This window comes from Erythrobacter cryptus DSM 12079 (assembly GCF_000422985.1).
GTDB lineage: Bacteria > Pseudomonadota > Alphaproteobacteria > Sphingomonadales > Sphingomonadaceae > Erythrobacter > Erythrobacter cryptus.
This window is the reverse complement of sequence record NZ_AUHC01000005.1, coordinates 175,602-197,977: the sequence shown is the minus strand read 5'-3', so window position 1 is coordinate 197,977 and position 22,376 is coordinate 175,602. Positions and strand designations below refer to the sequence as shown.

Annotated in this window: 24 protein-coding genes; 12 read left to right on the top strand and 12 right to left on the bottom strand. The window is 68.5% G+C overall.

What is annotated here, in order from left to right:
- Both G524_RS0105770 and G524_RS0105765 read right to left on the bottom strand, forming a co-directional pair.
- Nucleotides 1-885 carry a hypothetical protein gene (locus G524_RS0105770; protein ID WP_027442864.1) on the bottom strand — a complete coding sequence of 295 codons (885 nt, stop codon included), beginning with the start codon at nucleotides 883-885 and terminating at the stop codon, nucleotides 1-3.
- Nucleotides 882-2,204, bottom strand: coding sequence for a replication-associated recombination protein A (locus G524_RS0105765; protein ID WP_027442863.1), 1,323 nt, complete (start codon nucleotides 2,202-2,204; stop codon nucleotides 882-884). Before G524_RS0105765 ends, G524_RS0105770 begins: the two co-directional genes overlap by 4 nt.
- 119 nt (nucleotides 2,205-2,323) lie before the next feature.
- On the opposite strand from G524_RS0105765, the gene G524_RS0105760 reads away from it, so the two are divergent.
- Together G524_RS0105760 and G524_RS0105755 are read left to right on the top strand one after the other, a co-directional pair.
- Nucleotides 2,324-2,980, top strand: a complete 657-nt coding sequence (locus tag G524_RS0105760; protein WP_027442862.1) for a PadR family transcriptional regulator — start codon at nucleotides 2,324-2,326, stop codon at nucleotides 2,978-2,980.
- A gap of 78 nt (nucleotides 2,981-3,058) precedes the next feature.
- Nucleotides 3,059-3,493 carry a hypothetical protein gene (locus G524_RS0105755; RefSeq protein ID WP_027442861.1) on the top strand — a complete coding sequence of 145 codons (435 nt, stop codon included), beginning with the start codon at nucleotides 3,059-3,061 and terminating at the stop codon, nucleotides 3,491-3,493.
- Here the strand turns inward: G524_RS0105755 and G524_RS0105750 are convergent.
- Nucleotides 3,490-4,668: a glycosyltransferase family 4 protein gene (locus G524_RS0105750; RefSeq protein WP_027442860.1), complete on the bottom strand. Its 1,179-nt coding sequence runs from the start codon at nucleotides 4,666-4,668 to the stop codon at nucleotides 3,490-3,492. The two genes, G524_RS0105755 and G524_RS0105750, sit on opposite strands and share 4 nt — an antisense overlap.
- A 172-nt stretch (nucleotides 4,669-4,840) precedes the next feature.
- Here G524_RS0105750 and G524_RS0105745 point away from each other — a divergent pair, with 172 nt between their 5' ends.
- From G524_RS0105745 to G524_RS0105735, 3 genes are all read left to right on the top strand, one after another.
- Complete coding sequence (locus G524_RS0105745) at nucleotides 4,841-6,019, top strand: phosphoserine transaminase (protein WP_027442859.1); 1,179 nt, start codon at nucleotides 4,841-4,843, stop codon at nucleotides 6,017-6,019.
- A 127-nt stretch (nucleotides 6,020-6,146) separates the two neighbouring features.
- Nucleotides 6,147-7,733 (top strand): phosphoglycerate dehydrogenase, encoded by a 1,587-nt coding sequence (gene serA / locus G524_RS0105740; RefSeq protein WP_027442858.1) that lies wholly within the window; start codon nucleotides 6,147-6,149, stop codon nucleotides 7,731-7,733.
- A gap of 97 nt (nucleotides 7,734-7,830) precedes the next feature.
- Nucleotides 7,831-8,946: an ATP phosphoribosyltransferase regulatory subunit gene (locus tag G524_RS0105735; protein ID WP_027442857.1), complete on the top strand. Its 1,116-nt coding sequence runs from the start codon at nucleotides 7,831-7,833 to the stop codon at nucleotides 8,944-8,946.
- Nucleotides 8,947-8,974: 28 nt separating this feature from the next.
- Here the strand turns inward: G524_RS0105735 and G524_RS0105730 are convergent, their stop codons facing one another.
- Nucleotides 8,975-10,039, bottom strand: a complete 1,065-nt coding sequence (locus G524_RS0105730; protein ID WP_027442856.1) for an alpha/beta hydrolase — start codon at nucleotides 10,037-10,039, stop codon at nucleotides 8,975-8,977.
- Between the two features lie 162 nt (nucleotides 10,040-10,201).
- On the opposite strand from G524_RS0105730, the gene G524_RS0105725 reads away from it, so the two are divergent.
- The 3 genes from G524_RS0105725 (at nucleotide 10,202) to G524_RS15095 (ending at nucleotide 13,201) form a co-directional block, all read left to right on the top strand.
- On the top strand, nucleotides 10,202-11,491 hold the full coding sequence (locus G524_RS0105725) for an adenylosuccinate synthase (RefSeq protein ID WP_027442855.1): 1,290 nt from the start codon (nucleotides 10,202-10,204) through the stop codon (nucleotides 11,489-11,491).
- A gap of 34 nt (nucleotides 11,492-11,525) precedes the next feature.
- Nucleotides 11,526-12,080 (top strand): L,D-transpeptidase family protein, encoded by a 555-nt coding sequence (locus tag G524_RS0105720; RefSeq protein WP_027442854.1) that lies wholly within the window; start codon nucleotides 11,526-11,528, stop codon nucleotides 12,078-12,080.
- Nucleotides 12,081-12,148: 68 nt separating this feature from the next.
- Complete coding sequence (locus G524_RS15095; RefSeq protein WP_051220929.1) at nucleotides 12,149-13,201, top strand: helix-turn-helix domain-containing protein; 1,053 nt, start codon at nucleotides 12,149-12,151, stop codon at nucleotides 13,199-13,201.
- A gap of 206 nt (nucleotides 13,202-13,407) precedes the next feature.
- Here G524_RS15095 and G524_RS15090 read toward each other — a convergent pair whose 3' ends face one another.
- The 4 genes from G524_RS15090 to argH are packed head-to-tail and all read right to left on the bottom strand — an operon-like array spanning nucleotide 13,408 to nucleotide 17,228.
- The gene (locus G524_RS15090) at nucleotides 13,408-14,274 is read right to left on the bottom strand and encodes a precorrin-2 dehydrogenase/sirohydrochlorin ferrochelatase family protein (protein WP_036857492.1); all 867 of its coding nucleotides are present in this window, start codon (nucleotides 14,272-14,274) and stop codon (nucleotides 13,408-13,410) included.
- Nucleotides 14,275-14,292: 18 nt separating this feature from the next.
- Nucleotides 14,293-15,552 carry a diaminopimelate decarboxylase gene (gene lysA, locus G524_RS0105705; protein ID WP_027442853.1) on the bottom strand — a complete coding sequence of 420 codons (1,260 nt, stop codon included), beginning with the start codon at nucleotides 15,550-15,552 and terminating at the stop codon, nucleotides 14,293-14,295.
- 33 nt (nucleotides 15,553-15,585) lie between these two features.
- A complete protein-coding gene (locus G524_RS0105700; protein ID WP_036857490.1) occupies nucleotides 15,586-15,852 on the bottom strand; it encodes a hypothetical protein in 267 nt (88 codons plus the stop codon).
- Nucleotides 15,852-17,228: an argininosuccinate lyase gene (gene argH / locus G524_RS0105695; RefSeq protein WP_027442851.1), complete on the bottom strand. Its 1,377-nt coding sequence runs from the start codon at nucleotides 17,226-17,228 to the stop codon at nucleotides 15,852-15,854. The genes G524_RS0105700 and argH overlap by 1 nt, the downstream gene beginning before the upstream one ends.
- Nucleotides 17,229-17,268: 40 nt before the next feature.
- Here argH and G524_RS0105690 point away from each other — a divergent pair, with 40 nt between their 5' ends.
- Together G524_RS0105690 and G524_RS0105685 are read left to right on the top strand one after the other, a co-directional pair.
- A complete protein-coding gene (locus G524_RS0105690) occupies nucleotides 17,269-17,850 on the top strand; it encodes a TlpA family protein disulfide reductase (protein WP_027442850.1) in 582 nt (193 codons plus the stop codon).
- Between the two features lies 1 nt (nucleotide 17,851).
- Nucleotides 17,852-18,193, top strand: coding sequence for a TraR/DksA family transcriptional regulator (locus tag G524_RS0105685; RefSeq protein WP_027442849.1), 342 nt, complete (start codon nucleotides 17,852-17,854; stop codon nucleotides 18,191-18,193).
- A 3-nt stretch (nucleotides 18,194-18,196) separates the two neighbouring features.
- Here the strand turns inward: G524_RS0105685 and arsH are convergent, their stop codons facing one another.
- From arsH to G524_RS0105665, 4 genes are read right to left on the bottom strand one after another with little or no spacing between them, the layout of a single operon-like run.
- Nucleotides 18,197-18,952, bottom strand: a complete 756-nt coding sequence (gene arsH / locus G524_RS0105680) for an arsenical resistance protein ArsH (RefSeq protein ID WP_027442848.1) — start codon at nucleotides 18,950-18,952, stop codon at nucleotides 18,197-18,199.
- Complete coding sequence (gene arsB / locus G524_RS0105675) at nucleotides 18,952-20,022, bottom strand: ACR3 family arsenite efflux transporter (RefSeq protein ID WP_027442847.1); 1,071 nt, start codon at nucleotides 20,020-20,022, stop codon at nucleotides 18,952-18,954. Before arsB ends, arsH begins: the two co-directional genes overlap by 1 nt.
- Entirely contained in the window at nucleotides 20,023-20,529 is a 507-nt protein-coding gene (locus G524_RS0105670; RefSeq protein WP_027442846.1) for an arsenate reductase ArsC, read from the bottom strand.
- On the bottom strand, nucleotides 20,522-20,866 hold the full coding sequence (locus G524_RS0105665) for an ArsR/SmtB family transcription factor (protein ID WP_027442845.1): 345 nt from the start codon (nucleotides 20,864-20,866) through the stop codon (nucleotides 20,522-20,524). Before G524_RS0105665 ends, G524_RS0105670 begins: the two co-directional genes overlap by 8 nt.
- Before the next feature lie 138 nt (nucleotides 20,867-21,004).
- Here G524_RS0105665 and G524_RS0105655 point away from each other — a divergent pair, with 138 nt between their 5' ends.
- Nucleotides 21,005-21,316, top strand: a complete 312-nt coding sequence (locus G524_RS0105655; protein ID WP_027442844.1) for an ArsR/SmtB family transcription factor — start codon at nucleotides 21,005-21,007, stop codon at nucleotides 21,314-21,316.
- A 1-nt stretch (nucleotide 21,317) separates the two neighbouring features.
- A complete protein-coding gene (locus G524_RS0105650) occupies nucleotides 21,318-22,373 on the top strand; it encodes a permease (protein WP_245561303.1) in 1,056 nt (351 codons plus the stop codon).
- The last annotated feature ends 3 nt before the right edge of the window (nucleotides 22,374-22,376 follow it).

Here is a 22,376-nt window from a genome sequence, read left to right as displayed (position 1 = left end):
TCACAGCGCCCCGAAAGTCCACCCCTCGGTGCGCGCCACGCGCGCGGTGAGGCCCGGCGGGTGCCACAGCTCGCGCTGGCTGTGCGCCTGCCTCAGCCAGGCCGCGCTCAGCAGCGCATCGGCGCTGTGATCATCGATGCTTCCCGCCCCGGCCACCGGCGGGCTGCCGAGCCGCTCGAGCGCGTCATTGAGCGCGGCAAGGCTGCGCAGCTTGGTCGCCGGGCCGCTGACCCCCGCGGCGCGCGCGGCCAGCGCGGTGTAGATCTCGCTCACCACCGAGCCCTGCGCGGGCAGGGGGTCGATCGGCCAGATCGCGAGCCGGCCAGAAAGGCGGTGGAGCATCCGCATTCCGGTGAGGCTCGATTTGCCCACCTGCGCCGCGCCGACGAGGTTGAAATTGCTCACCGGCCGAACTCCATGGGCGCGCTGGGCCAGTTCGGCCACGCGCATCCGCCCCTCGCGGCTCTTGGCACCAGGCAGCAGGAAGCGGTCGCCGGTGGCGCCCTTGCCATGGCGGAAATAGCGCGATGCCTCGCCATGGGTAAGAAAGCCGGTCGCCTCGAGATGGGGATCGGCGCCGCACATCTGGTCGATCAGCGCCCACAGCGCGCGGGCATCGCGCGGCGAGGCCTCCCAGCCGGGGAAGAAGGCGCCGGCATCGATGAAGGGCAGGCTGATGCCGAGATCGAGCCCCACCAGCGTCGGCGCCTCAAGGCGCAGCAGCAGCGCCAGCACCTCGGTGCGCGCCCAGCCCCTGGGGTGGGGCGGGGGGATAAGCTGCGGCGGCCCGCCGTCGGCCCGCGCCCGCGCCACGGCAATGCCGCGCTGGCGCGGCCCCCTCGCGCCCGACCAGTCCACTGCGAGGAACTGGGCAAAGCGCCTCATCCCTCGCCGCGCTCGGCGCGCAGCCGCTCCCAATAGGCCAGGCGCCGGGCGATCTCGCGCTCGAACCCGCGCTCAACCGGGGTGTAGAACACCTGCCGCACCATGCCCTCGGGCCAGTAATCGGCGCCCGAAAAGCCTTCCGGCGTATCGTGGTCATAGGCATAGCCCTTCCCGTAGCCGAGGCTTTGCATCAGGCCCGTGGGGGCGTTGAGGATGTGGGGCGGCGGCATCAGGCTCCCAGTCTCCTTCGCCGCCTTCCAGGCGGCCTTCTGCGCCATGTAGGCCGCGTTCGATTTGGGGGCGGTGGCAAGGTAGAGGCAGGCCTGCACCAGCGCCAGCTCGCCCTCGGGGCTGCCGAGGAAGCGATAGGCCTCCATCGCCGCCATTGCCTGGGGCAGGGCCTGGGGATCGGCAAGGCCGATATCCTCCACCGCCATGCGCACCAGCCGCCGGGCGATGAACAGCGGCTCCTCCCCCGCCACCAGCATCCGCGCGAGCCAATAGAGCGCGGCCTGCGGATCGCTGCCGCGCACCGCCTTGTGCAGCGCGCTGATGAGGTTGTAGTGCCCGTCGCGGTCCTTGTCATAGGCGGCCACGCGGCGGTGCAGGAACTGGCCGAGGCTGGCCGGGTCGAGCGGCTCAGTGAGCCTTGCGGCAAGCAGCGTCTCGGCCTGGCCGAGCAGGAAGCGCCCATCGCCATCGGCTCCGGCGATGAGCGCGGCGCGGGCCTCGCGCGTGAGCGGCAGCGGGCCTTCCAGCGCCTCGGCCCGGGCGAGCAGGGTTTCGAGCGCGGCCTCATCGAGGCGCCGCAAGACCAGCACCTGCGCGCGGCTCAGGAGCGCGGCATTGAGCGCAAAGCTGGGGTTCTCGGTGGTTGCCCCCACCAGCGTCACCACTCCGCGCTCGACATAGGGCAGGAAGCCATCCTGCTGGGCGCGGTTGAAGCGGTGGATCTCGTCCACGAACAGCAGCGTCTTGCGCCCGGCAGCGGCCATGCGCTCGGCCTCGGTGAAGGCCTGCTTCAATTCCGCCACGCCCGAGAACACCGCGCTGATTGCGGCAAAGCGCATCGCAACCGCATCGGCGAGCAGGCGGGCGATCGAGGTCTTGCCGGTGCCGGGCGGGCCCCACAGGATCATGCTCGACAGCCGCCCGGCCGCCACCATCCGCCCGATCGCGCCCTCGGGGCCGGTGAGGTGCTCCTGCCCCACCACCTCGGCCAGCGCGCGCGGGCGCAGCCGATCGGCGAGCGGCGCATCGGGCGCGGGGGCATCGGCGCGCGGCGGCTCTGGGGGCGCTTGTCCGAACAGGTCAGCCATTCGTCGGCACTGATAGGCGATATGTCGGAAAAGGGAACCTTCCCCAAGCCAGCCCCTTGCGGCGATAGGTCTAAGATATATCTTGATGCTATCGAAACTGCTATGGGAAGGATCATGCCATGACCTGGAACCGCTATGGCCGCTCCAGCGGCTGGGACAAGCTCGGCGAAGCGATCGCGATGCTGGCAACCTCGGGCAGCGCCGGGTTCGGCGGGCCGGGCGTCAACATGCGCTGGCGCTGGGACAGCGGGCGCGATGAGGAGGCGCGCGGCGAGGGCGAGGAGGAGGCCCGCGGGGCGGGCCGGCGCGGGCGCCGCGGGCGGATGTTCGCCCAGGGCGAGCTGCGCCTCGCGCTGCTGGCGCTGATCGCCGAGAACCCCAGCCACGGCTATGAACTGATCAAGGCGATCGAGGACATGACCGGCGGCGCCTATGCCCCCAGCCCCGGCGCGGTCTATCCCACGCTCCAGCTGCTCGAGGATGAGGGCGCGATCGAACAGGCCGAAGCCGAAGGCGCCAAGAAGCCCTTTGCCGTGACCGCGCAAGGTCGGGCCGAACTCGAGGCGCGCAAGGACGAGGTCGAGGCGCTGATGCGCCGGCTCGGGCGCCACGGCGAACGCACCACCACGGTGCGCTCGCACGATCTGTTCCGCGCCATGGGCAATCTCGGCTCGGTGCTCAAGAACCGCGCCCGGGCGGGCAAGCTCGACGAGGCGACGATCAACGAGATCGTTGACATGATCGACGAAATGGCCAAGCGCATCGAGCGGCTGTAAGCAGCAGCCATTGCGGCGCGCGCCGTACCGGCCTATGCCCGCTCCATCCGTCTCGCAGCGGATAGGGGAGGGAAAACCATGAACACACCTGGCACGGCGCATGCCGCGACCCCGTGGCACCTGTGGCTGGTGGGGGTGGCCACGCTGCTGTTCAACGCCATGGGCATCATCAGCTACACCGCCACAAGGCTTGGGATGCTGGCCGAACTGGGCCTGTCCCCCGATCAGATCGCCTTCATGGATAGCTATCCGGCGTGGATCAGCGGGTTCTGGGCGCTGGGGGTGTGGGGCGCCTTTGCCGGATCGGTGCTGCTCCTGCTGCGCTCGCGATGGACGGTGGTGGCGATGGCAACGGCGCTCTTCGGTCTGATCGGCACCACCATTGGCAATTATCTGGTGCTCGACGTGCCGCCGGCGATGCAGGCGCCGCTGCTCGATGCGGCGATCTGGGCGGTGACGCTGTTCACCCTGGCCTATGCCCGGCGCATGGCCGCAACCGGCGTGCTGCGCTAGGCCTTGCCGGCGCGGCGCCGGGCGACGAGGCGCAGATAGGTGTCGGCCACCACCTGGTTGATCGCGTCCCAACTGTAATCGCAGGCGCGGGTCTCACCTGCCGCCCCGTGCGCGCGGCGCAGCGCCGGAGCGGCGCAATAGGGCGCAAGCGCGGCGGCAAAGGCGGCGGCGTCCGCAGCGCGGTTGCCGCTCGGCGCCACCAGCCGCCCGGTGATGCCATCGGCAACCAGACTGGCGCTTCCCGTCGCCCCGGCGGCCACCACCGGCAGCCCGCTTGCCATCGCCTCGAGCGTGACATTGCCAAAGGTCTCGGTGACGCTGGGGTTGAAGAACACATCGCCGCTCGCCAGCGCCTGCCCCAGCGCCTCGCCGGTCTTGAAGCCGACGAACAGCCCTCCGGGCAGGTGGGCCTCGAACCAGCCGCGCGCCGGTCCGTCACCGATCACCAGGACGCGGTGCGCGACGCCCTTGTCGCGCAGGCGGGCGATGGTCTCGGCAAAGACCTCCAGCCCCTTTTCCATCACCAACCGCCCGAGGAACACGATCGCCACATCCTCATCGCCAAGCCCGATGCTGCGCCGCCAATCGGGATCGCGCCGGGCCGAGGAAAAGATCGTGCGATCAACCCCGCGGCTCCACAGCCCGATATCATGGTGCATCCCCATCGCCAGCAGCTCGTCGATCATCGATTGCGACGGGGCGACGAGGGCATCGCAGCGGGTGTAGAAGCGCCGCAGCAGCCGCACCACCAGCGGTTCGAGAAAGGCCGCGCCATAGTAGCGCGGATAGGTCTCGAACCGGGTGTGGACGCTGGCGAGCACCGGCAGCCCCCGCGCCCTTGCCCAGCGCAGCGCCGCGTGCCCGGCCGGATCGGGCGAGGACAGGTGGATGATATCGGGGGCGAAGGCTTCCAGATCGCGCCTGACCTTCGCCCCGAGGCCGAGCGGCAGGCGGTATTCGCCCCGGCCCTTCACCGGCATCGGCACATTGGGCAGGCCAACCAGATCGCCGGTGGGCGGAAAATCGGGATTGGCGACCTTGGGCGAATAGACGCGCACCGCCGCGCCCTTGGCCAGCAGCGAGCCGACCAGCCGGTTGAGCGCCTGGTTGGCGCCATCGCGCGTGTAATTGTAATTGCCGCTGAACAGGGCAATGCGCAGGTCGCTGATCTTCATGGGGCGGGCCTGTTAATCGCATTTTGCGCCGCTGGCGAGGGGGCGATGGCGCCCGTCGGCGCGGCAAGGGGCCTTGGCGCTTTCGTCATTGACTTGTCGCCAGCGGCCACTAAGGCGGCCAGCGGGCCACGCGGTCCCAACGCCGCGCGTGCTCTCTGGAAGGAGAGATGACATGACCGAGTATGTTCGCGGGCTCGCGCACGAGCCTGTCCTCAAGCCTGAGCGCCCGTTTTTTTCCTCGGGCCCCACGGCAAAGTTTCCCGGCTGGTCGCTCGACAAGCTCAAGACCGAATCGCTCGGCCGCTCGCACCGCTCGAGCCTTGGCAAGGCGCGGCTCAAATATGCCATCGACCTCAGCCGCGAACTGCTCGGCATCCCCGATGACTACCTGATCGGCATCATGCCCGCCTCGGACACCGGGGCGATCGAGGCGGCGATGTGGACCATGCTCGATCCGGCGCGCCCGGCCACCGTGGCGGCGTGGGAGAGCTTCGGCAATGTCTGGATTCAGGATGCGGTCAAGCAATTGAAGCTGCCCAACCTCCAGGTCCTCACCGCCGATTATGGCGAGATTCCCGATCTCACCACCATTCCGCAGCGCAACGACGTGGTCTTTACCTGGAACGGCACCACCTCGGGCGCGCGCATTCCCGATACCGACTGGCTCGAACCCGGCCGCGAGGGGGTGACGATCAACGATGCCACCAGCGCCATCTTCGCGATGGAGATGGATTGGCCCAAGCTCGATGCCACCACCTATTCGTGGCAGAAGGTGATGGGCAGCGAGGCCCAGCACGGGATGCTGATTTTGAGCCCCAAGGCGGTTGCGCGGATCGAGAGCTACGATCCGCCCTGGCCGCTGCCCAAGCTGTTCCGCATGAAGAAGAACGGCAAGATCAACCGCGGCATCTTTGAAGGCGAGACGATCAACACCCCCTCGATGCTGGCGACCGAGGACTATATCGCCGCGCTTGAATGGGCAAAGAGCATCGGCGGGCGTAAGGCGCTGATCGAACGCGCCGATGCCAATGCCAAGATCGTCAAGGACTGGATCGAGGCCACCCCGTGGCTCCGCAACATGGTGGCCGATCCGGCCAAGCAGACCAACACCGGGGTGTGCATGGCCTTCCAGGGCGATTGGTATGAGAGCCTTTCGGCCGAAGAACAGGCCGCGGTGCCCAAGAAGATCGTCAAGCTGCTCGAGGAGCGCAATGTCGCCTTCGATTTCAACGGTTATCGCGATGCCCCGCCCTCTTTGCGCATCTGGTGCGGTGCGACCGTGGAGCAGGAGGACCTGAAGCGCCTCTTGCCCTGGATCGAATGGGCCTACGACAAGGTCAAGAACGGCTGATTTTCTGCCGGCATCCAGTCTCAGCGTCTCCCCGGCCATCGCGCCGGGGCCTCGTTTCCTTTTCCAAGCCCGCAAGTGAAGCGGGATCCCGGATCAAATCCGGGGCGACAAGTGGAAGGTATTCCAAATGACCCGTCCCAAGGTTCTCATTTCCGACAAGATGGACCCCAATGCCGCGCGCATCTTTGAGGAGCGCGGCTGCGATGTCGATGTCATCACCGGGGAAACCCCCGAACAGTTGATCGCCCGGATCGGCGAATATGATGGCCTTGCCATTCGCTCCTCGACCAAGGTTACCCGCGCGGTGCTCGATGCCGCCACCAAGCTCAAGGTGATCGGCCGGGCCGGCATCGGGGTCGATAATGTCGATATTCCCTATGCCAGCGCCAAGGGCGTGGTGGTGATGAACACCCCCTTCGGCAATTCGATCACCACCGCCGAACATGCGATCGCGCTGATGTTCGCGCTCGCCCGCCAGATTCCCGAGGCCAATGCCCAGACCCAGGCGGGCAAGTGGCCCAAGAGCGGCTTCATGGGGGTGGAGCTCACCAACAAGACCCTGGGCCTCATCGGCGCGGGCAATATCGGCTCGATCGTCGCGACCCGCGCGCTCGGCCTGAAGATGAAGGTGATCGCCTATGATCCCTTCCTCACCGAGGAGCGCGCGGTGGAACTCGGGGTGGAAAAGGTCGATCTCGATAGCTTGCTCGCGCGCGCCGATTTCGTCACCTTGCACACCCCGCTCACCGACGAGACCCGCAACATCCTGAGCCGCGAGCGGCTCGAGAGCGCCAGGAAGGGCATCCGTATCATCAACTGCGCCCGCGGCGGGCTGATCGATGAGGCCGCGCTCAAGGACCTGCTCGACAGCGGCCACATTGCCGGGGCGGCGCTCGACGTGTTCGAGACCGAGCCGCCCGCGCCCGATCACCCGCTGTTCGGCACCAGGAACTTCATCTGCACCCCGCACCTTGGTGCCTCGACCACCGAGGCGCAGGTCAACGTGGCGCTGCAGGTGGCCGAGCAGATGGCCGACTATCTCGTCAATGGCGGGGTGACCAACGCGCTCAACATGCCCTCGCTCTCGGCCGAGGAAGCGCCCAAGCTCAAGCCCTACATGGCGCTGGCCGAAAAGCTCGGCAGCCTCGTTGGCCAGCTTGCCCATGGCAATCTCACCCGCATCAGCATCGAGCGCGAGGGCGCGGCGGCCGAACTTAATGGCAAGCCGATCACCGCGGCGGTGCTGGCCGGGCTGATGCGCTGCTATTCGGACACCGTGAACATGGTCAACGCCCCCTTCCTCGCCAAGGAGCGCGGGCTTGACGTGAGCGAGATCCGCCATGATCGCGAGGGCGCCTTCAACACCCTGGTGCGGGTGACGGTGGAAACCGCGGCGGGCCCGCGTTCGGTGGCGGGCACGCTGTTCGGCACCGAGGCGCCGCGCCTCGTCGAAATCTTCGGCATCGGCATCGAGGCCGAGCTTGCCGGCCACATGCTCTACATCGTCAATGACGACAAGCCGGGCTTCATCGGCCGCATCGGCACGCTGCTGGGCAGCCACGGCATCAATATCGGCACCTTCAACCTCGGCCGGCGCGCGCCCGGGGGCGAGGCGGTGCTGCTCTTGAGCCTCGACGATCCGCTCAGCCCCGCGGTGGTGGCCGAGGCCGAGCGGCTCGAGGGGGTCAAGCTGGTCAAGGCGCTGAGCTTCTGAGCGCGGGGCTTGCAATTGACCTTGGCCCCGGCGAAGGCCGGGTGTGCGTGCGGGCCGGGGATGCCCCGGCCCGCCCCAGGATGATGAGCACGCGCCAATGACCAAGCCCAACGATCTCTTGCCCGAAGGCCTCGAGGATCGCCTGCCGCAGGAGGCGGCGCGCATCAGCGCGATGATGCGCGCCTGTCTCGATGTGCTCGATGCCCATGGCTATGACCGGGTGCGCCCGCCGCTGCTCGAGTTCGAGGCCTCGCTCGCCGGGCGCATGGCCGGCGTCGAGGTGGGCGAGAAGAGCAGCATGTTCCGCTTCGTCGATCCGGCGTCGCTGCGCACCCTCGCGCTGCGCAGCGACATCACCCCGCAGATCGGGCGGATCGCCGCCACGCGCCTCGCCGCCGCGCCGCGCCCGCTGCGCCTTGCCTATTGCGGCGACACGGTGCTCATCAAGGCAAGCCAGCTCGATCCGGCGCGCGAGCGCCTGCAGCTCGGCGCCGAGCTGATCGGCAGCGACAGCGTGGCCGCTGCCAGCGAGGTGGTGATGCTCGCCGTTGAGGCCCTGAAGGCGGCGGGCCTCGATGGCATTGCGGTGGATTTCACCCTCCCCGATCTCGTCGATACCCTTGCGGAAAAGACCTTTCCGCTCGCCCCCGAGGCGCGCGAGGCGGTGCGGCGCGAGCTTGATGCCAAGGATGCCGGGGGCCTCAAGGCGGTGGGCGGGGCGGCCTATCTGCCGCTGCTCTATGCCACCGGGCCGTTCGACCAGGCGCTCGCCAGCTTGCGCGCGGTCGATGCCGGCGGGGCGCTCAAGTCCCGGCTCGACGGGCTCGAGGCGATCGCCGCCGCCGTGGGCGATGCGGCGCGGATCACCCTCGATCCCACCGAGCGGCACGGGTTTGAATACCAGTCGTGGTTTGGTTTCACGCTCTATGCGGACGGGCTGCGCCGCGCCGCGGGGCGGGGCGGCACCTACCGCATTGCCGGAAGCGAGGAGCCGGCGACCGGCTTTACCCTCTATCTCGATCGGCTGGCCGAGATCGCCCCGCAGCCCGAGGGGTTACGCTGCTGCTATCTCCCGCTCGGCCATGACCGCGCGGCGGCGGCGCGGCTGAGGGCCGAGGGCTGGCGCACCCGCGCCCAGCTTGCCGCGGGCGAGGATCCGCGGGCGCTGGGGTGCAGCCACGTGCTCGAAGGCGAGGCGCCGCACCCGCTCTAGCAGCGCTGCGCCCGCGGCGGCGCCTGTCCTAGCCGAACAGGCCCCTGAGCCAGGCATCGACCTTGGCGGTGGCGGGATAGTCCGCCTCACCAAGGCGCCGGTTGATCTCTATGTGGCCTTTCAGCCCCTCGCCGGGAAAGCCCGCCACCTCGGCCCTGGTGCCGGCCCGTTGCAGCGCCTCGGCCAGGGCCTTGGCCTGCGCCGCGCCATCGGGGCGCTGGACGTGGAGCAGCAGGAAGGCCGGGGCGTTGGGAGCGGCGGCATGGTGGGTGGGCGAAAGCGCCTTCTGACGCGCGGGATCGCTGCCGAAGGCAGCGAGATAGGTCTCGCGCATCCGCGGCCCGGCAGCGCTGATCTGGCGCGCCACGTCATAGGCCGCCCCGTCATTGGGCATCACCCCGTCGAGATCGGCAAAGGAAAGGCCGGCAGCCTTGAGATAGCGCTCATCCGTTCCCACCAGCGCGACGAGGTGCGCGCCGGCGCTGTGGCCGGTGATGACGACGCGGCTGCGATCGATCCCGAGGCTCTCGGCCCGCGCCAAGAGGAAGGCGAGCGCGGCGGCCACATCGGCGGCCTGATCTTCCACGCTGGCCTTGGGCAGGAGGCGATAGTCGATCGAGGCGAAGGCATAGCCCTGTTCGAGCATGTGCCCGGGCAGCGCGCGGCCCAGCGCATTGCTCTTGGAGCCGCGCTTCCACCCGCCGCCATGGACGAACAGCACCAGCGGCGCCTTCTTCACCCCTTGCGGCACCCACAGATCCAGCGCCTGGAGCGGATCGCTGCCATAGGCGAGGGTCTGCTGCGGCGCCGGGGCGCTGGCGCCGCTGCGCCGCAGCGCTTGCGCCCCGCGGCGCTGTTCGATCCTCTGGCGCAGTTCGGCCCGGCAGCCTTCGGAGAGCTCGGAAGCCTTCTCGCGCAGGCAGGTGCGCATGGCGCCGGGCTGGCCACGCACGCTGGCGCACAGCCTTTCGATCTCGGCCCGGCATTCGGGCGCCAGCCGTGCGCCGGGGCCGGCCTGCTGGCGGGCAAGGATCGGGCTGGCAAGCAGCGCCAGGCTGGCGGCGGCAAGCAGGGCCTTGGCAGTCTTGGTCATGAGGACTCCTTTGGGCTTTGCAAGGGACTTGTGGGGCTTCAACGCACCAATCATTCCCACCCTTCGCTGCTTTGCCCGCGCCGGCATACCACCCCAGAGCTTGCCACCTCGGCTCCCACCGCCTAGGGCCGCCCGCGGTTTTTCAGCCGCACAAGGAACACCATGGCCAACGTCACCGTGATCGGCGCCCAGTGGGGCGATGAGGGCAAGGGCAAGATCGTCGACTGGCTGGCGAGCCGCGCGGATGTGGTGGTGCGCTTCCAGGGCGGGCACAATGCCGGCCACACCCTGGTGGTGGATGGCAAGACCTACAAGCTCTCGCTGCTGCCTTCGGGGATTGTCTCGGGCACGCTCTCGGTGATCGGCAACGGGGTGGTGCTCGATCCCTGGGCGCTGCGCGAGGAAGTCGCCCGGATCGAGGCGCAAGGGGTGCGCATCACCGATGACAACCTTGCCATTGCCGACAATTGCCCGCTGATCCTGCCGCTCCACCGCGATCTGGATGCCCTGCGCGAGACCGCGGCGGGCAAGGGCAAGATCGGCACCACCGGGCGCGGGATCGGCCCGGCCTATGAGGACAAGGTCGGCAGGCGGGCGATCCGCGTGTGCGACCTTGCCCATCTCGATGCGCTCGAGGCCCAGCTCGATCGGCTCTGCGCCCATCACGATGCGCTGCGCGCCGGGTTTGGCCAGCCCCCGGTGGACCGCGCCGCCCTGCTGGCGGCACTGAGCGAGGTGGCCCCCTTCGTGCTGCGCTTTGCCCAGCCGGTGTGGAAGCGCCTCAAGAAGGTGCGCCGCGCCGGGGCGCGCATCCTGTTCGAAGGCGCGCAAGGGGTGCTGCTTGATGTCGATCACGGCACCTATCCCTTCGTCACCTCCTCGAACACGGTGAGCGGCACCGCGGCGGCCGGATCGGGCCTTGGCCCATCGGCCACCGGCTTCGTGCTGGGGATCGTCAAGGCCTATACCACCCGCGTTGGCTCCGGCCCCTTCCCGACGGAACTGGATGACGAGATCGGCCAGCGCCTCGGCGAGCGCGGCCATGAATTCGGCACGGTGACGGGGCGCAAGCGCCGGGTGGGCTGGTTCGATGCGGTGCTGGTGCGCCAGTCCTGCGCGATTTCCGGCGTCACCGGCATCGCGCTCACCAAGATCGACGTGCTCGATGGGCTGGAGAAGGTGAAGATCTGCACCGGCTACCGTCTGCGCGGCAAGGTGTATGACTATCTGCCCAGCCATGCGGCCGACCAGGCCCTGTGCGAGCCGATCTACGAGGAAATGGACGGCTGGAGCCAGAGCACCGCGGGCGCGCGCTCCTATGCCGATCTGCCCGCCAATGCGATCAAGTATATCCAGCGCATCCAGGAGCTGATCGAATGCCCGGTGGCGCTGGTTTCGACCAGCCCCGAGCGCGACGACACCATCCTGATGCGCGATCCCTTCGTGGATTGATTGCAGCCCCGCCTCGGGGGTAACCTGCGGCGCGATGCGGGGCTTCATTCTCCTTGCGCTCTTGGCGCTGGCCGCCTGCGGCCGGGCTCTGCCCGAACCGGCCGCCGCGCCATCGGCTGAGCCGCCGCTCGCGCGCGAGGCAGCGCGGATCTTGCCGCAGCGCGGCCTTGCCCGCGTCGATTACCTCATCGTCGACAAGTCCGAGCGGCTGATGGTCGCCTATGCCGCGGGCCAGCCGGTCAGGGCCTGGCGGGGCCTGCAGTTCGGCGCCCAGCCGCAAGGCCACAAGCGCTTTGAAGGGGATGAGCGCACGCCCGAGGGGCGCTATGTGATCGATGGGCGCAATCCCAACAGCGCCTATCACCTCAGCCTCAGGATCTCCTATCCCAGCCCGGCCGATCGCGCCTATGCCCGCGCCCATGGCCGTTCACCGGGGGGGGACATCTTCATTCACGGCCAGCCCAATGCCCTTGCCTTCGGTCGGGTGCCGGGGGACTGGACCGATGGCTGCATTGCCCTTGCCAATTCCGAGATCGAGGAGCTCTGGCGCATGGTGCCCGATGGCACGGTGATCGAAATCCGCCCCTGATGGCGCGATGTGCTTGACCCGATCTGTTTTTGTTCTATTCTCGTTCCAACTCTGTTGGAGTCGAGTCGATGTTTGCTCCTGCATCGGAAACGGGCGATCTTACTTATGATCTGGCCTGCGATGGGGCCGGGCTTGCCGCAAGGGTGGCGATCTTCGCGGGCGCGCAGGCGCTGCGCGCGCAGATTGCCGCCGATCTTGCCGGGGCGGGTTTTCGCACCATTGATGGCGGCGGGCTCGAGGCGCTGATCGAAGGGCCGGTGGCGCTGCTTGGCGATGTGGTGGTGGTCGATTGCCCATCGTGCGCGGCGGGCGGGCTTGATGCCGTGGCGCTTGCCGGGCTTGCCCGGCTCGACATGCGGGTGGCTCGCTCCGGCGCGCGGCTGATCGTCTCGACCGATCTTGACGGGCTCGACGATGTCTTTGCCGTGCTCGATCAATCCGCCCCGCAGATCCTCGTGGCCCCAAGCCGCGCCGAAAGGGTGATCGCGGTTGGCCGGGCGATGGGCGAGGTGGGGGCGGCGCGCCTGCGCGAAATGGCCGAGGAGGATCGGATTGCGCTCCTGCGCCTGTCGCAGCAGGTCGAGGCGCTGGCCCGTTCGCTCGATCGGCTCGGCGCGGGGGGCCTGATGGCGGGCACGTCCACCGGCACGTCAACCACCGGGGGCGCTGGCAGCGCTGCGGGGCTGATGCTTGCTGAAGGCGCGCGCGCGCACCACGGGGCGCCGGGCGAGGCGCTGGCCGGCAAATTCGGCAGTTCCGGCCCGGTGGCAGCGCTACCCGATCCGCGGATGGTGCGCCGGATCATCGCCAACCGCCAGGCGCGCGCGCGCTTTCTCGATCCTGAACTCTTTGGCGAGCCGGCCTGGGACATGCTGCTCGATCTCACCGCGGCAGAGGGCGAGGGCAAGCGCGTCTCGGTCACCTCGCTGTGCATCGCCGCGGGCGTTCCGGCCACCACCGCGCTGCGCTGGATCGCGCAGATGGTGGATTGCGGCCTGTTCGTGCGGATGCCCGATCCGGGTGATCGGCGCCGCGCCTTCATCGGCCTCAGCGACAAGGCAAGGGCGGCGATGACGGCCTATTTCGCCAGCCTGCACGCTCCGGTGCGCGAAGCGGCCTGACAGCCGCCCGCGCCCCCTTGGCTTGGGAGCGAGGGGCGTGCTGCGCCGCGGCCCCATGCGGTCTTTGAAAGGGGCCGGTGCCGTTTGGCGAGGAGGGCGGGGAGGGACGATCTGCCGCCGCGCCTCGGCGTGTCGGGGGGCGGTGTAGGGTGAGCGATGGAGCGGCGCGGCAGGCCGGCTTGGCCTTGGCTGTGGGGCTGCGGCCTTCAGGCCGCTCCCTCGTCTCCGGTCGCGCCGGGCGCCGGACGCCAGCGCAGCACCAGCGTCAATCCCTGCCCCGCGGCCTCTGTGGGCGGGTCTTCGTCGGGCCCGAGCGCAAGGTGCCGGGCATCGGCACGCGCCCGGGCGAGCAGCGCCGCGGGCACGGCCCCGTCGATGAGCAGGCAATCGGCCATGCCCAGCAGCCGCGCCTGGCGCAGCGTCAAGTCTTCCGGGTCGGCGCTGGTGAGGGTGAGCGTGACCGTTTCCCCCGGGGGCGGCGCAAGGCCCGGCGCGCTATCCTCTCCCCCCAAGGCGCCTTCGGCCCAGGCGAGAGCGCGCTCATGCGCGCGCGGATCGAGCGGATCGAGCGCGCCGCCCTCGCCAAGCGCCAGATCGAGCGCGCGCCGCCTTGCAGCTGGATCGGGCAGGCGCGCGGCAAGCACCGGGCGCGCTGCCGCGAGCGCGCGGGCCAGCGCCCCGAGGTTGGCGGGCAGCACCCGCTCGAGCCGCAGACGCAGCTGCTTGGCAAGGCCGGCCGAAGCCCCGCCGGTGCCGATCGCCACCAGCACCGGATCGCGATCGAGGATCGAAGGCGTGGTGAAGTCGCACAATTCGGGCCGATCAACCACATTGACCAGCATCCCCGCGCAGCGCGCGTTGATCGCTGCCACCTCACAGGCCCGCCGGTCCTCATAGGCGATGAAGGCGAGCCGCACGCCTTCATCAATGGCGCGGGGCAGATCGTCCGCCACCACGCCCCCGGCGCGCATCACCAGCCGCCGCTTGGCCTCGGCCGCCGGGCCATCGCCCAGCACCAGCACCTGCTGGCCGGCGATGCGGTGGAACAGCGGCAGGCTGTGGCTCGTGCTCATGCCCGGCTCACCGCCTGCCTATCCGAGCCATTCGGGCACCCGCTCGGCGGCCATGATCGCCCCGGCCTCGATGCGGTCGGCCACCACCGCAAAGCGATCCCCATCCACCAGCACCTCGGCAACAAAGCCGCGCGAATTATAGGACGAGGCCATGGTCGCGCCATAGGCCCCGGCGGTGCGGAACACGGCCAAGTCACCCGCGTCCAGCGCATCGCATTCGCGCCCCATGGCAAAGGTATCGCCGGTCTCGCAGATCGGCCCGACGATATTGGCCACCATCTTGCCGCCGCGCGGCGCCACCGCCTCGAAATGGTGATAGGCGCCGTAGAGCGCGGGCCGGGCCAGATCGTTCATCGCCGCATCGACGATCACGAAGGGATCCCTGATCCCGCGCTTCACCCGGATCACCCGGGTCAGCAGCACCCCGGCATTGCCCGCGATCACCCGGCCCGGCTCGAAGATCAGCCGCGCGCCCCAATCCTTCGTCACCCGCGCCACCATCGCGCCATATTCGGCCGGCTGCGGCAATTGCTCACCGCGGCGATAGGGAACGCCAAGACCCCCGCCCAGATCGACATGGGTGATGGCATGGCCCGCGCCCCTGAGCGCCGTGACGAGGGCGCCAAGCTTGCCGAAGGCGGTCTCGAGCGGGGCAAGATCATTGAGCTGGCTGCCGATATGCACCGCCACCCCGCGCAGGTGAATGCCCGGCAGGCGCGCCAGCGTGGCGAAGATCTGCCCGGCCGCGCTGATCGGCACGCCGAACTTGTTGTCGGCCTTGCCGGTCGAAATCTTGTCGTGGGTGCCGGCATCCACATCGGGATTGACCCTAAGCGCGCATTGCGCGGTCAGGCCCATGCCGGCCGCGATCGCCGCGAGCTCCGCGCCCTCCTCCTCGCTTTCGATATTGAACTGGCCGATCCCGGCCTCGAGCGCGGCGCGCATCTCGGCGGCGGTCTTGCCCACCCCGGAAAACACGATCTTCTCGGGCGCAATGCCCGCCGCGAGCGCGCGGCGCATCTCGCCCACCGAGACCACATCGGCGCCCAGCCCCTGGCCCTGGAGCACCTTGAGCACCGCAAGGTTGGGATTGGCCTTGACCGCAAAGGCAATCAGCTTGTCCGGCACATTGCCGAGCGCCTCGCGGAACACCCGGGCGTGGCGTTCGAGCGTGGCGCGCGAATAGACATAGACGGGCGTTCCCACCGCCTCGGCAATCAGCGGCAGGGGCACGTCCTCGGCGTGGAGCACGCCGTCCTTGAGCGTGAAGTGATCCATGCGTCTGGTCTGCTTGGCGTCCTGGTCGCGGGCCTATTCGGGAGGCAGGTCGAAGGGATCGTCGGCGCGTTCCTCCGAGCGGCGGCGCAGCTCGACGCTGCGTTCGGGCGCGGCCAGGGCATCGCGGCGCAGCAGCGCATCGGCCCCGGGCCGCTCCTGCGCCCCAGAGGGCGCGGGCGGCAGGCTTGCGCCTTCGGGCGGGGTGAGGGCGGTGCGCGAGCCGCAGGCGGCCAGCACGGCCGCACCGCCAAGCGCAAGGCCGAGGCGCACAGCGCGGCGCAGGGCAGGGCTCTTTTGCATCACTCCTCCATTCCCAGCGCCCGGCGCGCCGCGGCCACCTGGCGGCGCACCTCGTCGGGCGCGGTGCCGCCATAGGAGGCGCGCGCCGCCACCGAGGCATCGACCGAAAGGGCCTGATAGACCCTTGCATCGATCCGCGCATCGATCTTCTGCAGTTCGGCAAGCGAAAGCTGGTCGAGCGCCACCCCGCGCGCTTCGGCGAGCTTGACCGCCTCCCCGGTGATATGGTGCGCCTCGCGGAAGGGCACGCCCGCCTCGCGCACCAGCCAGTCGGCCAGATCGGTGGCGGTGGCATAGCCCAGTTCGGCCGCGGCGCGCATCCTCTCGGTGTTGAAGCTGCTTTCGGCGATCATCCCGGTCATCGCCGCGATCGACAGGCCCATCAGCGCAGCCGCCTCGAACACCGGCGGCTTGTCGTCCTGCATGTCCTTGGAATAGGCGAGCGGCAGGCCCTTCATGGTGATCATCAGGCTGGTGAGCGCCCCGATCACGCGGCCCGTATGGCCGCGCACCAGCTCGGCCGCGTCGGGGTTCTTCTTCTGCGGCATGATCGAGGAGCCGGTCGAAAGGCTGTCGGGCAGGCGGATGAAGCCGAAGGGCTGGCTGGCCCACAGGATCACCTCCTCGGCGAGGCGCGAGAGGTGCAGCGCGCTGGTCGCACAGCAATAGAGAAAATCGAGCGCGAAATCGCGGTCCGAGACCGCATCGAGCGAATTGGCGGTGGGCCGGGCAAAGCCAAGCGCGGCGGCAGTTGCCGCGCGGTCGATGGGAAAGCCGGTGCCGGCGAGCGCCGCCGAGCCGAGCGGACATTCGTTGAGCCGCCCGGCCGCCTCTGCAATGCGCGCGCGATCGCGGCGGAACATCTCGTAATAGGCCATGAGGTGATGGCCGAGCGTGACCGGCTGGGCGGTTTGCAGGTGGGTGAAGCCGGGCATGATCGCATCGGCATGTTCGCCCGCGCGGGTGACGAGCGCGCGCTGGAGTTCGGCCAGGCCAGCATCCATCTCGGCCAAGGCCTCGCGCACCCAGAGGCGAAAATCGGTGGCCACCTGGTCGTTGCGACTGCGCGCGGTGTGGAGCCGCCCGGCGACCGGGCCGATGAGTTCAGCCAGCCGCGCTTCGGTGGTCATGTGGATATCCTCGCGGTCCCAGTCTTCGGGCACGCCATCGCGCTCATATTCCGCCGCCACCGCATCAAGCCCGGCGCTGATCGTGGCGGCGTCCTCGGCGGCGATGATCCCCTGTGCGCCCAGCATCGCCACATGAGCCTTGCTCGCGGCGATGTCCTGGCGCCAGAGCGCCTTGTCGAAGGGGATCGAGGCGTTGATTTCGCGCATGATCGCGCTAGGGCCATCGGCGAAGCGCCCGCCCCACATGGCGTTGGTGGCTGCGCCTCTGTTTGGCCCGGAGCCTGTGATGTCCCGCTCTTTGCTCATTGCTGCCCTGGTGCTGGTGCTGCTGGCGGGCTGCGATAGGCCCGGCAAGGCCCCGGCGCAACCGGCTGCGAACGATGCCGCCGCAGCGCCGGCGGGGGGCGTGCCCGATCGCCGCATGGCCGGAACCGCGCTGCCCGCGCTGGTGTTCAGCGATCCGGCCGGGCGCAGCCTTGATCTTGGCGCCATCGATGGGCCGGTGCTCCTCAACCTCTGGGCCACCTGGTGTGCGCCTTGCGTCAAGGAAATGCCCCAGCTCGATCGGCTTGCCGCCATGCTGGCCGGCGAGGTGAGGGTGATCACGGTGAGCCAGGATGTGCGCGGGGCCGAGGTGGTGGTGCCCTTCTTTGCCAAGGGCGGCTACAGCGCGCTTGAGCCCTGGCTCGATCCCGAGGCCCGGCTTTCGGGCGCGCTCAGCCCCGAGGGCCAATTGCCGCTCACCATCCTGTTCGATGCCCGCGGGCAGGAAGTCTGGCGCCTTGCCGGTGGGCATGATTGGGACAGCCCCGCGGCAATCGCGCTGGTGCGCGATGCGCTGTCAGCAAGGGGGGCAGGGAAGGAGTGACATGGCCATCGATCCCGAACCATTCCGCCACATGCTGCTTGAACGGCTGGCGGCGCTCGACGAGCAGGATCGCATCAGCGCCGAGGGACGCCAGCCGGTCAAGCTCGAGCAAGACAGCGTCGGGCGCCTTTCACGCATCGACGCGATGCAGATGCAGGCCATGGCGCTGGCGCAAGAGCGGCGCCGCAAGGTCGAGCGGGCGGCGATCGGCGCGGCGCTGGCGCGCATCGAGTCGGGCGAGTTCGGCTATTGCCTGGTGTGCGGCGAGGAAATCGCCGAGGCGCGGCTGCGCACCGATCCGACGCTCGCCAAGTGCCGCGATTGCGCTGCCGGAGCCGCGTGAGGCTCAGGCGCCGGGCTTGATCGCGGCAAGGATGGCATCGGCCGCGCCGACCGGCCGATCGGCCTCGATCCGCTCGGAATAGCGATCGACGAGCTTCTCGGCGTGGGGGCGCAGCAGCACGGTGAAGCGCACCAGTTCCTCCATCACATCGACGATCCGCTCGTAATAGGGCGAGGGGCGCATTCGCCCGGCCTCGTCGAATTCCTGATAGGCCTTGGCCACGGATGACTGGTTGGGGATGGTGAACATCCGCATCCAGCGCCCGAGAATGCGCAGGGTGTTGACCGCGTTGAAGCTCTGCGATCCGCCGCTCACCTGCATCACCGCGAGGGTGCGGCCCTGCGTGGGGCGCAGGCCCTTGTAGGCGAGCGGCAGGTGATCGATCTGCGCCTTCATGATCCCGGTGATGGTGCCGTGGCGCTCGGGGCTGCACCACACCTGCGCCTCGGACCACAGGGCATGTTCGCGCAGCTCGTGCACCGCCGGGTGATCATCGCCCGGAACCTGATCGGGCAGCGGCAGATCGGATGGATCAAAGATGCGCGTCGCGCAGCCGAAGAATTGCAGCAGCCGCGCCGCCTCCTCGACCGCGAGGCGCGAGAAGGAGCGCTCCCGCAGCGAGCCATAGAGCAGCAGCACCCGCGGCGGTGGTTCGAGCGGCCCGAGGCCCGCGGCGGGGCGTTGGTGGACGTATTCTGGCTTCAGCGCCGGCAGATGCGCCGGATCGGGCAGGGCGCGCAGGCGGTGCCAGTGCTGCATCAGCGCACCTGCGCCGGAACCGTGCCCGGAAACCACCGCCGTCCAAACCAGAAGGCGACATTGACCAGCAGGATCAGCACCGGAACCTCGACCAGCGGGCCGATCACGGCGGCAAAGGCCACCGGCGAGGCAAGGCCGAAAGTCGCGATGGCGACCGCGATCGCCAGCTCGAAATTGTTGCCCGCGGCGGTGAAGGCCACCGCGGTGGTGCGCGGATAGTCGCTCTCGATCAGCTTGCCCATGAAGAAGCTGATGGTGAACTGGATGACGAAATAGAGCGTGAGCGGAATGGCGATGCGGATGGTGTCGCCCGGGAGGGTGAGGATCTCGCTGCCCTTGAGGCTGAACATGGCGATGATGGTAAACAGCAGCGCGACGAGCGTGACCGGCCCGATGGCGGGCAGGAAGCGCGTCTCATACCAGTCGTTGCCTTTGGCCCGTATCAGCCACCTGCGGGTCAGAAAGCCGGCGAGGAAGGGGATGCCGAGGTAGATCAGAACCGCCTCGGCAATTGCCCGAAAGCCCACCTTGATGATGCTGCCCTCCAGCCCGAAGAGCGGGGGCAGCACGGCGAGGAAGAACCAGGCATAGACGCTGAAGAACAGGATCTGAAACAGCGAGTTGAACGCCACCAGCGCCGCGACATATTGGTTGTCGCCCTTGGCCAGCTGGTTCCAGACGATCACCATGGCGATGCAGCGCGCCAGCCCGATCAGGATCAGCCCAGTCATGTATTCCGGCTTGTCGGAGAGGAAGATCACGGCAAGCGCGAACATCAGCACAGGGCCGACAATCCAGTTCTGGATCAGCGAGATCGCCAGCACCCGCTGGTCTTCGAACACGCGCGGCAGTTCTTCATAGCGCACCCGGGCGAGCGGCGGATACATCATCAGGATGAGGCCGATGGCGATGGGGATATTCGTCGTGCCCCAGGACAGGCTCTCGATCGCTGCGGGAAGCCCGGGAAAGGCAGAGCCAAGCCCCACCCCAAGCGCCATGGCGAGGAAGATCCACAAGGTCAGATAGCGATCAAGGAACGACAGGCGTTCACGCTGCGGCTGCACAGTCATTCAGGCGGCTCCTTCCATGGCGCCGATCGTGGCGAGTGCGCGCTGGATTTCGGACTGATCCATGCTGGCAAGGTCAAGCTCCAGAAATGCCTTCACCCGCATTTCCAGCAGGCGCCAGGTTTCCTCGAAGGCGGCATCGATGTCGGCCTCGCTGCCGGTGACCTCGGCGGGATCGGGCAGGCCCCAATGGGCCTTGATCGGGCTGCCGAGGAACACCGGACAGGCCTCGCCCGCGGCATTGCCGCACACCGTGATGGCAAGGTCGATCGCGGGCGCGCCCGCGCGGCTGAACTCGTCCCAGCTTTTCGAGCGGAACGGGGATGGATCGATCCCGCGCCGTGCCAGCAGCCGCAGAGCGCCGGGGTGGGGCGCGCCCTTGGGCCGGCTCCCGGCGCTGAAGGCGCGCACGCGGCCTTCACCCAGATGGTTGAACAGCGCTTCGCCAAGGATCGAGCGGGCCGAATTGCCGGTGCACAGTACCAGCACGGTGAAGGGGGTGTCATTCATGGCAGGCAAGCCCTTCCAGAAGATCGCCGCACATCTCGGGCGCGCCGGCGCAGCAATCGGCAATCAGGAAGGCGAGCAGGCGGCGCATGGCGGAATAATCGGCGCGGTAGCGGATCAGGCGGCTCTCGCGCGCCGATTGCACCAGCCCGGCGCGCTCGAGTGTGGCGAGGTGGTGCGACATGGTCGAGGGCGGCACACCGCAGCGCGCGGCAATCGCGCCGGCCACAAGGCCATCAGGCCCGGCCTGCACCAGCAGGCGGAACACCGCGAGGCGCGTTTCATGCGCGAGCGCGGCCAGGGCCTCGACGGCCCGGTTCCGGGCTTGGGGATCGTCCATCACCGGCTCCTTTCGAGAAAGATCGAAATATCCTTTGGGACAACCGGGTCAATCGGTAATTCGAAAATCATCGAAAAATTTTCGCGCTTGATTTGCGTCAAAGCGCATATGCGCTTATAAGCATATAAGGAGGCAATTATGGATCGAGTTGATGACCTGTTGAGCGCCCTGTCCGAACCCACCCGCCTGCGCGCCGTGCAGATCATCTGGGACGGGGAAGAGCATTGCGTGTGCGAGCTGATGGATCGTCTCGGAGCAAGTCAATCGCGCATGTCGCGGCACATGGCGCGGCTCAAGGCCGCAGGCCTGCTCACCGACCGGCGCGATGCGCAGTGGGTGCGCTATCGCCGCAATCCTGCCCTGCCGCCCGAATGGGTGGCCATCATCGATGCCGTGCTGGCCGCGCTGCCGCCGCTGGCCCCGGCGCAATGCCAGAAGAAGGCTGCCTGAATTGAATACCCTTGCCGCATCCCTGGGCGCTGCCCGCAAGTCGCAGACCGCATGGTTTGTCGGGATCGCCGTGTTCGTCGCGGCCTGGTTCATCCTCTACAACCAGCTTCTGCCCTTTGCGCAGTGGCTGGTGGCGCAGCTGCCGATCGCGCCGGACAGCCATCTTGCCGCCTCGGTCGAGTTCTTCTTCTATGACACGCCCAAGGTGCTGATGCTGCTGACCCTGGTGGTGTTTGCCATGGGCGTGGTGCGCACCTTTTTCTCGCCCGAACGCACCCGCGCGCTGCTGGCGGGCAAGCGCGAGGGACTGGGCAATATTGCCGCGGCGCATCTGGGCATCGTCACGCCGTTCTGCTCGTGTTCGGCGGTGCCGCTGTTTGTCGGCTTCGTTTCGGCAGGCGTGCCCCTGGGGGTCACCTTCTCCTTCCTGATCGCCGCGCCGATGGTCAACGAGATCGCGCTTGGCCTGCTGTTTGCACTCTTGGGTTGGCAGGTGGCGCTGACCTATCTCGCCTTTGGCCTTGCCATTGCCATTGGCGCGGGCTGGGTGATCGGCCGGCTGCATCTGGAACCCTGGCTCGAGCCGTGGGTGCGCGAGGTGCGGAGCGCGCCCGTCTCCTTTGCGGACGAGCAGCTTTCCTGGATCGACCGGTTCGAGGCGGGCTGGGATGCCGTCAAGGAGATTGTCGGCAAGGTGTGGTATTGGATCATCGCCGGGATCGCGGTGGGCGCCTTCATCCACGGCTATGTTCCGGCTGCGCTGCTTTCGCGGATCATGGGGGCGGACAGCTGGTGGTCGGTTCCCGCCGCCGTTCTGCTCGGCATCCCGATGTATTCCAATGCCGCGGGGATCATCCCGGTGATCGAAGCCTTGCTTGGCAAGGGCGCGGCGCTCGGCACGGTGCTGGCCTTCATGATGTCGGTGATTGCGCTCTCGCTCCCTGAAATGATCATCCTGCGCAAGGTGCTCACGATCAGGCTGATTGCTGTCTTCGTGACCGTGGTGGGCAGCGGCATCCTGGGCGTCGGCTTCCTGTTCAACGTCCTGTTTTCCTGAAAG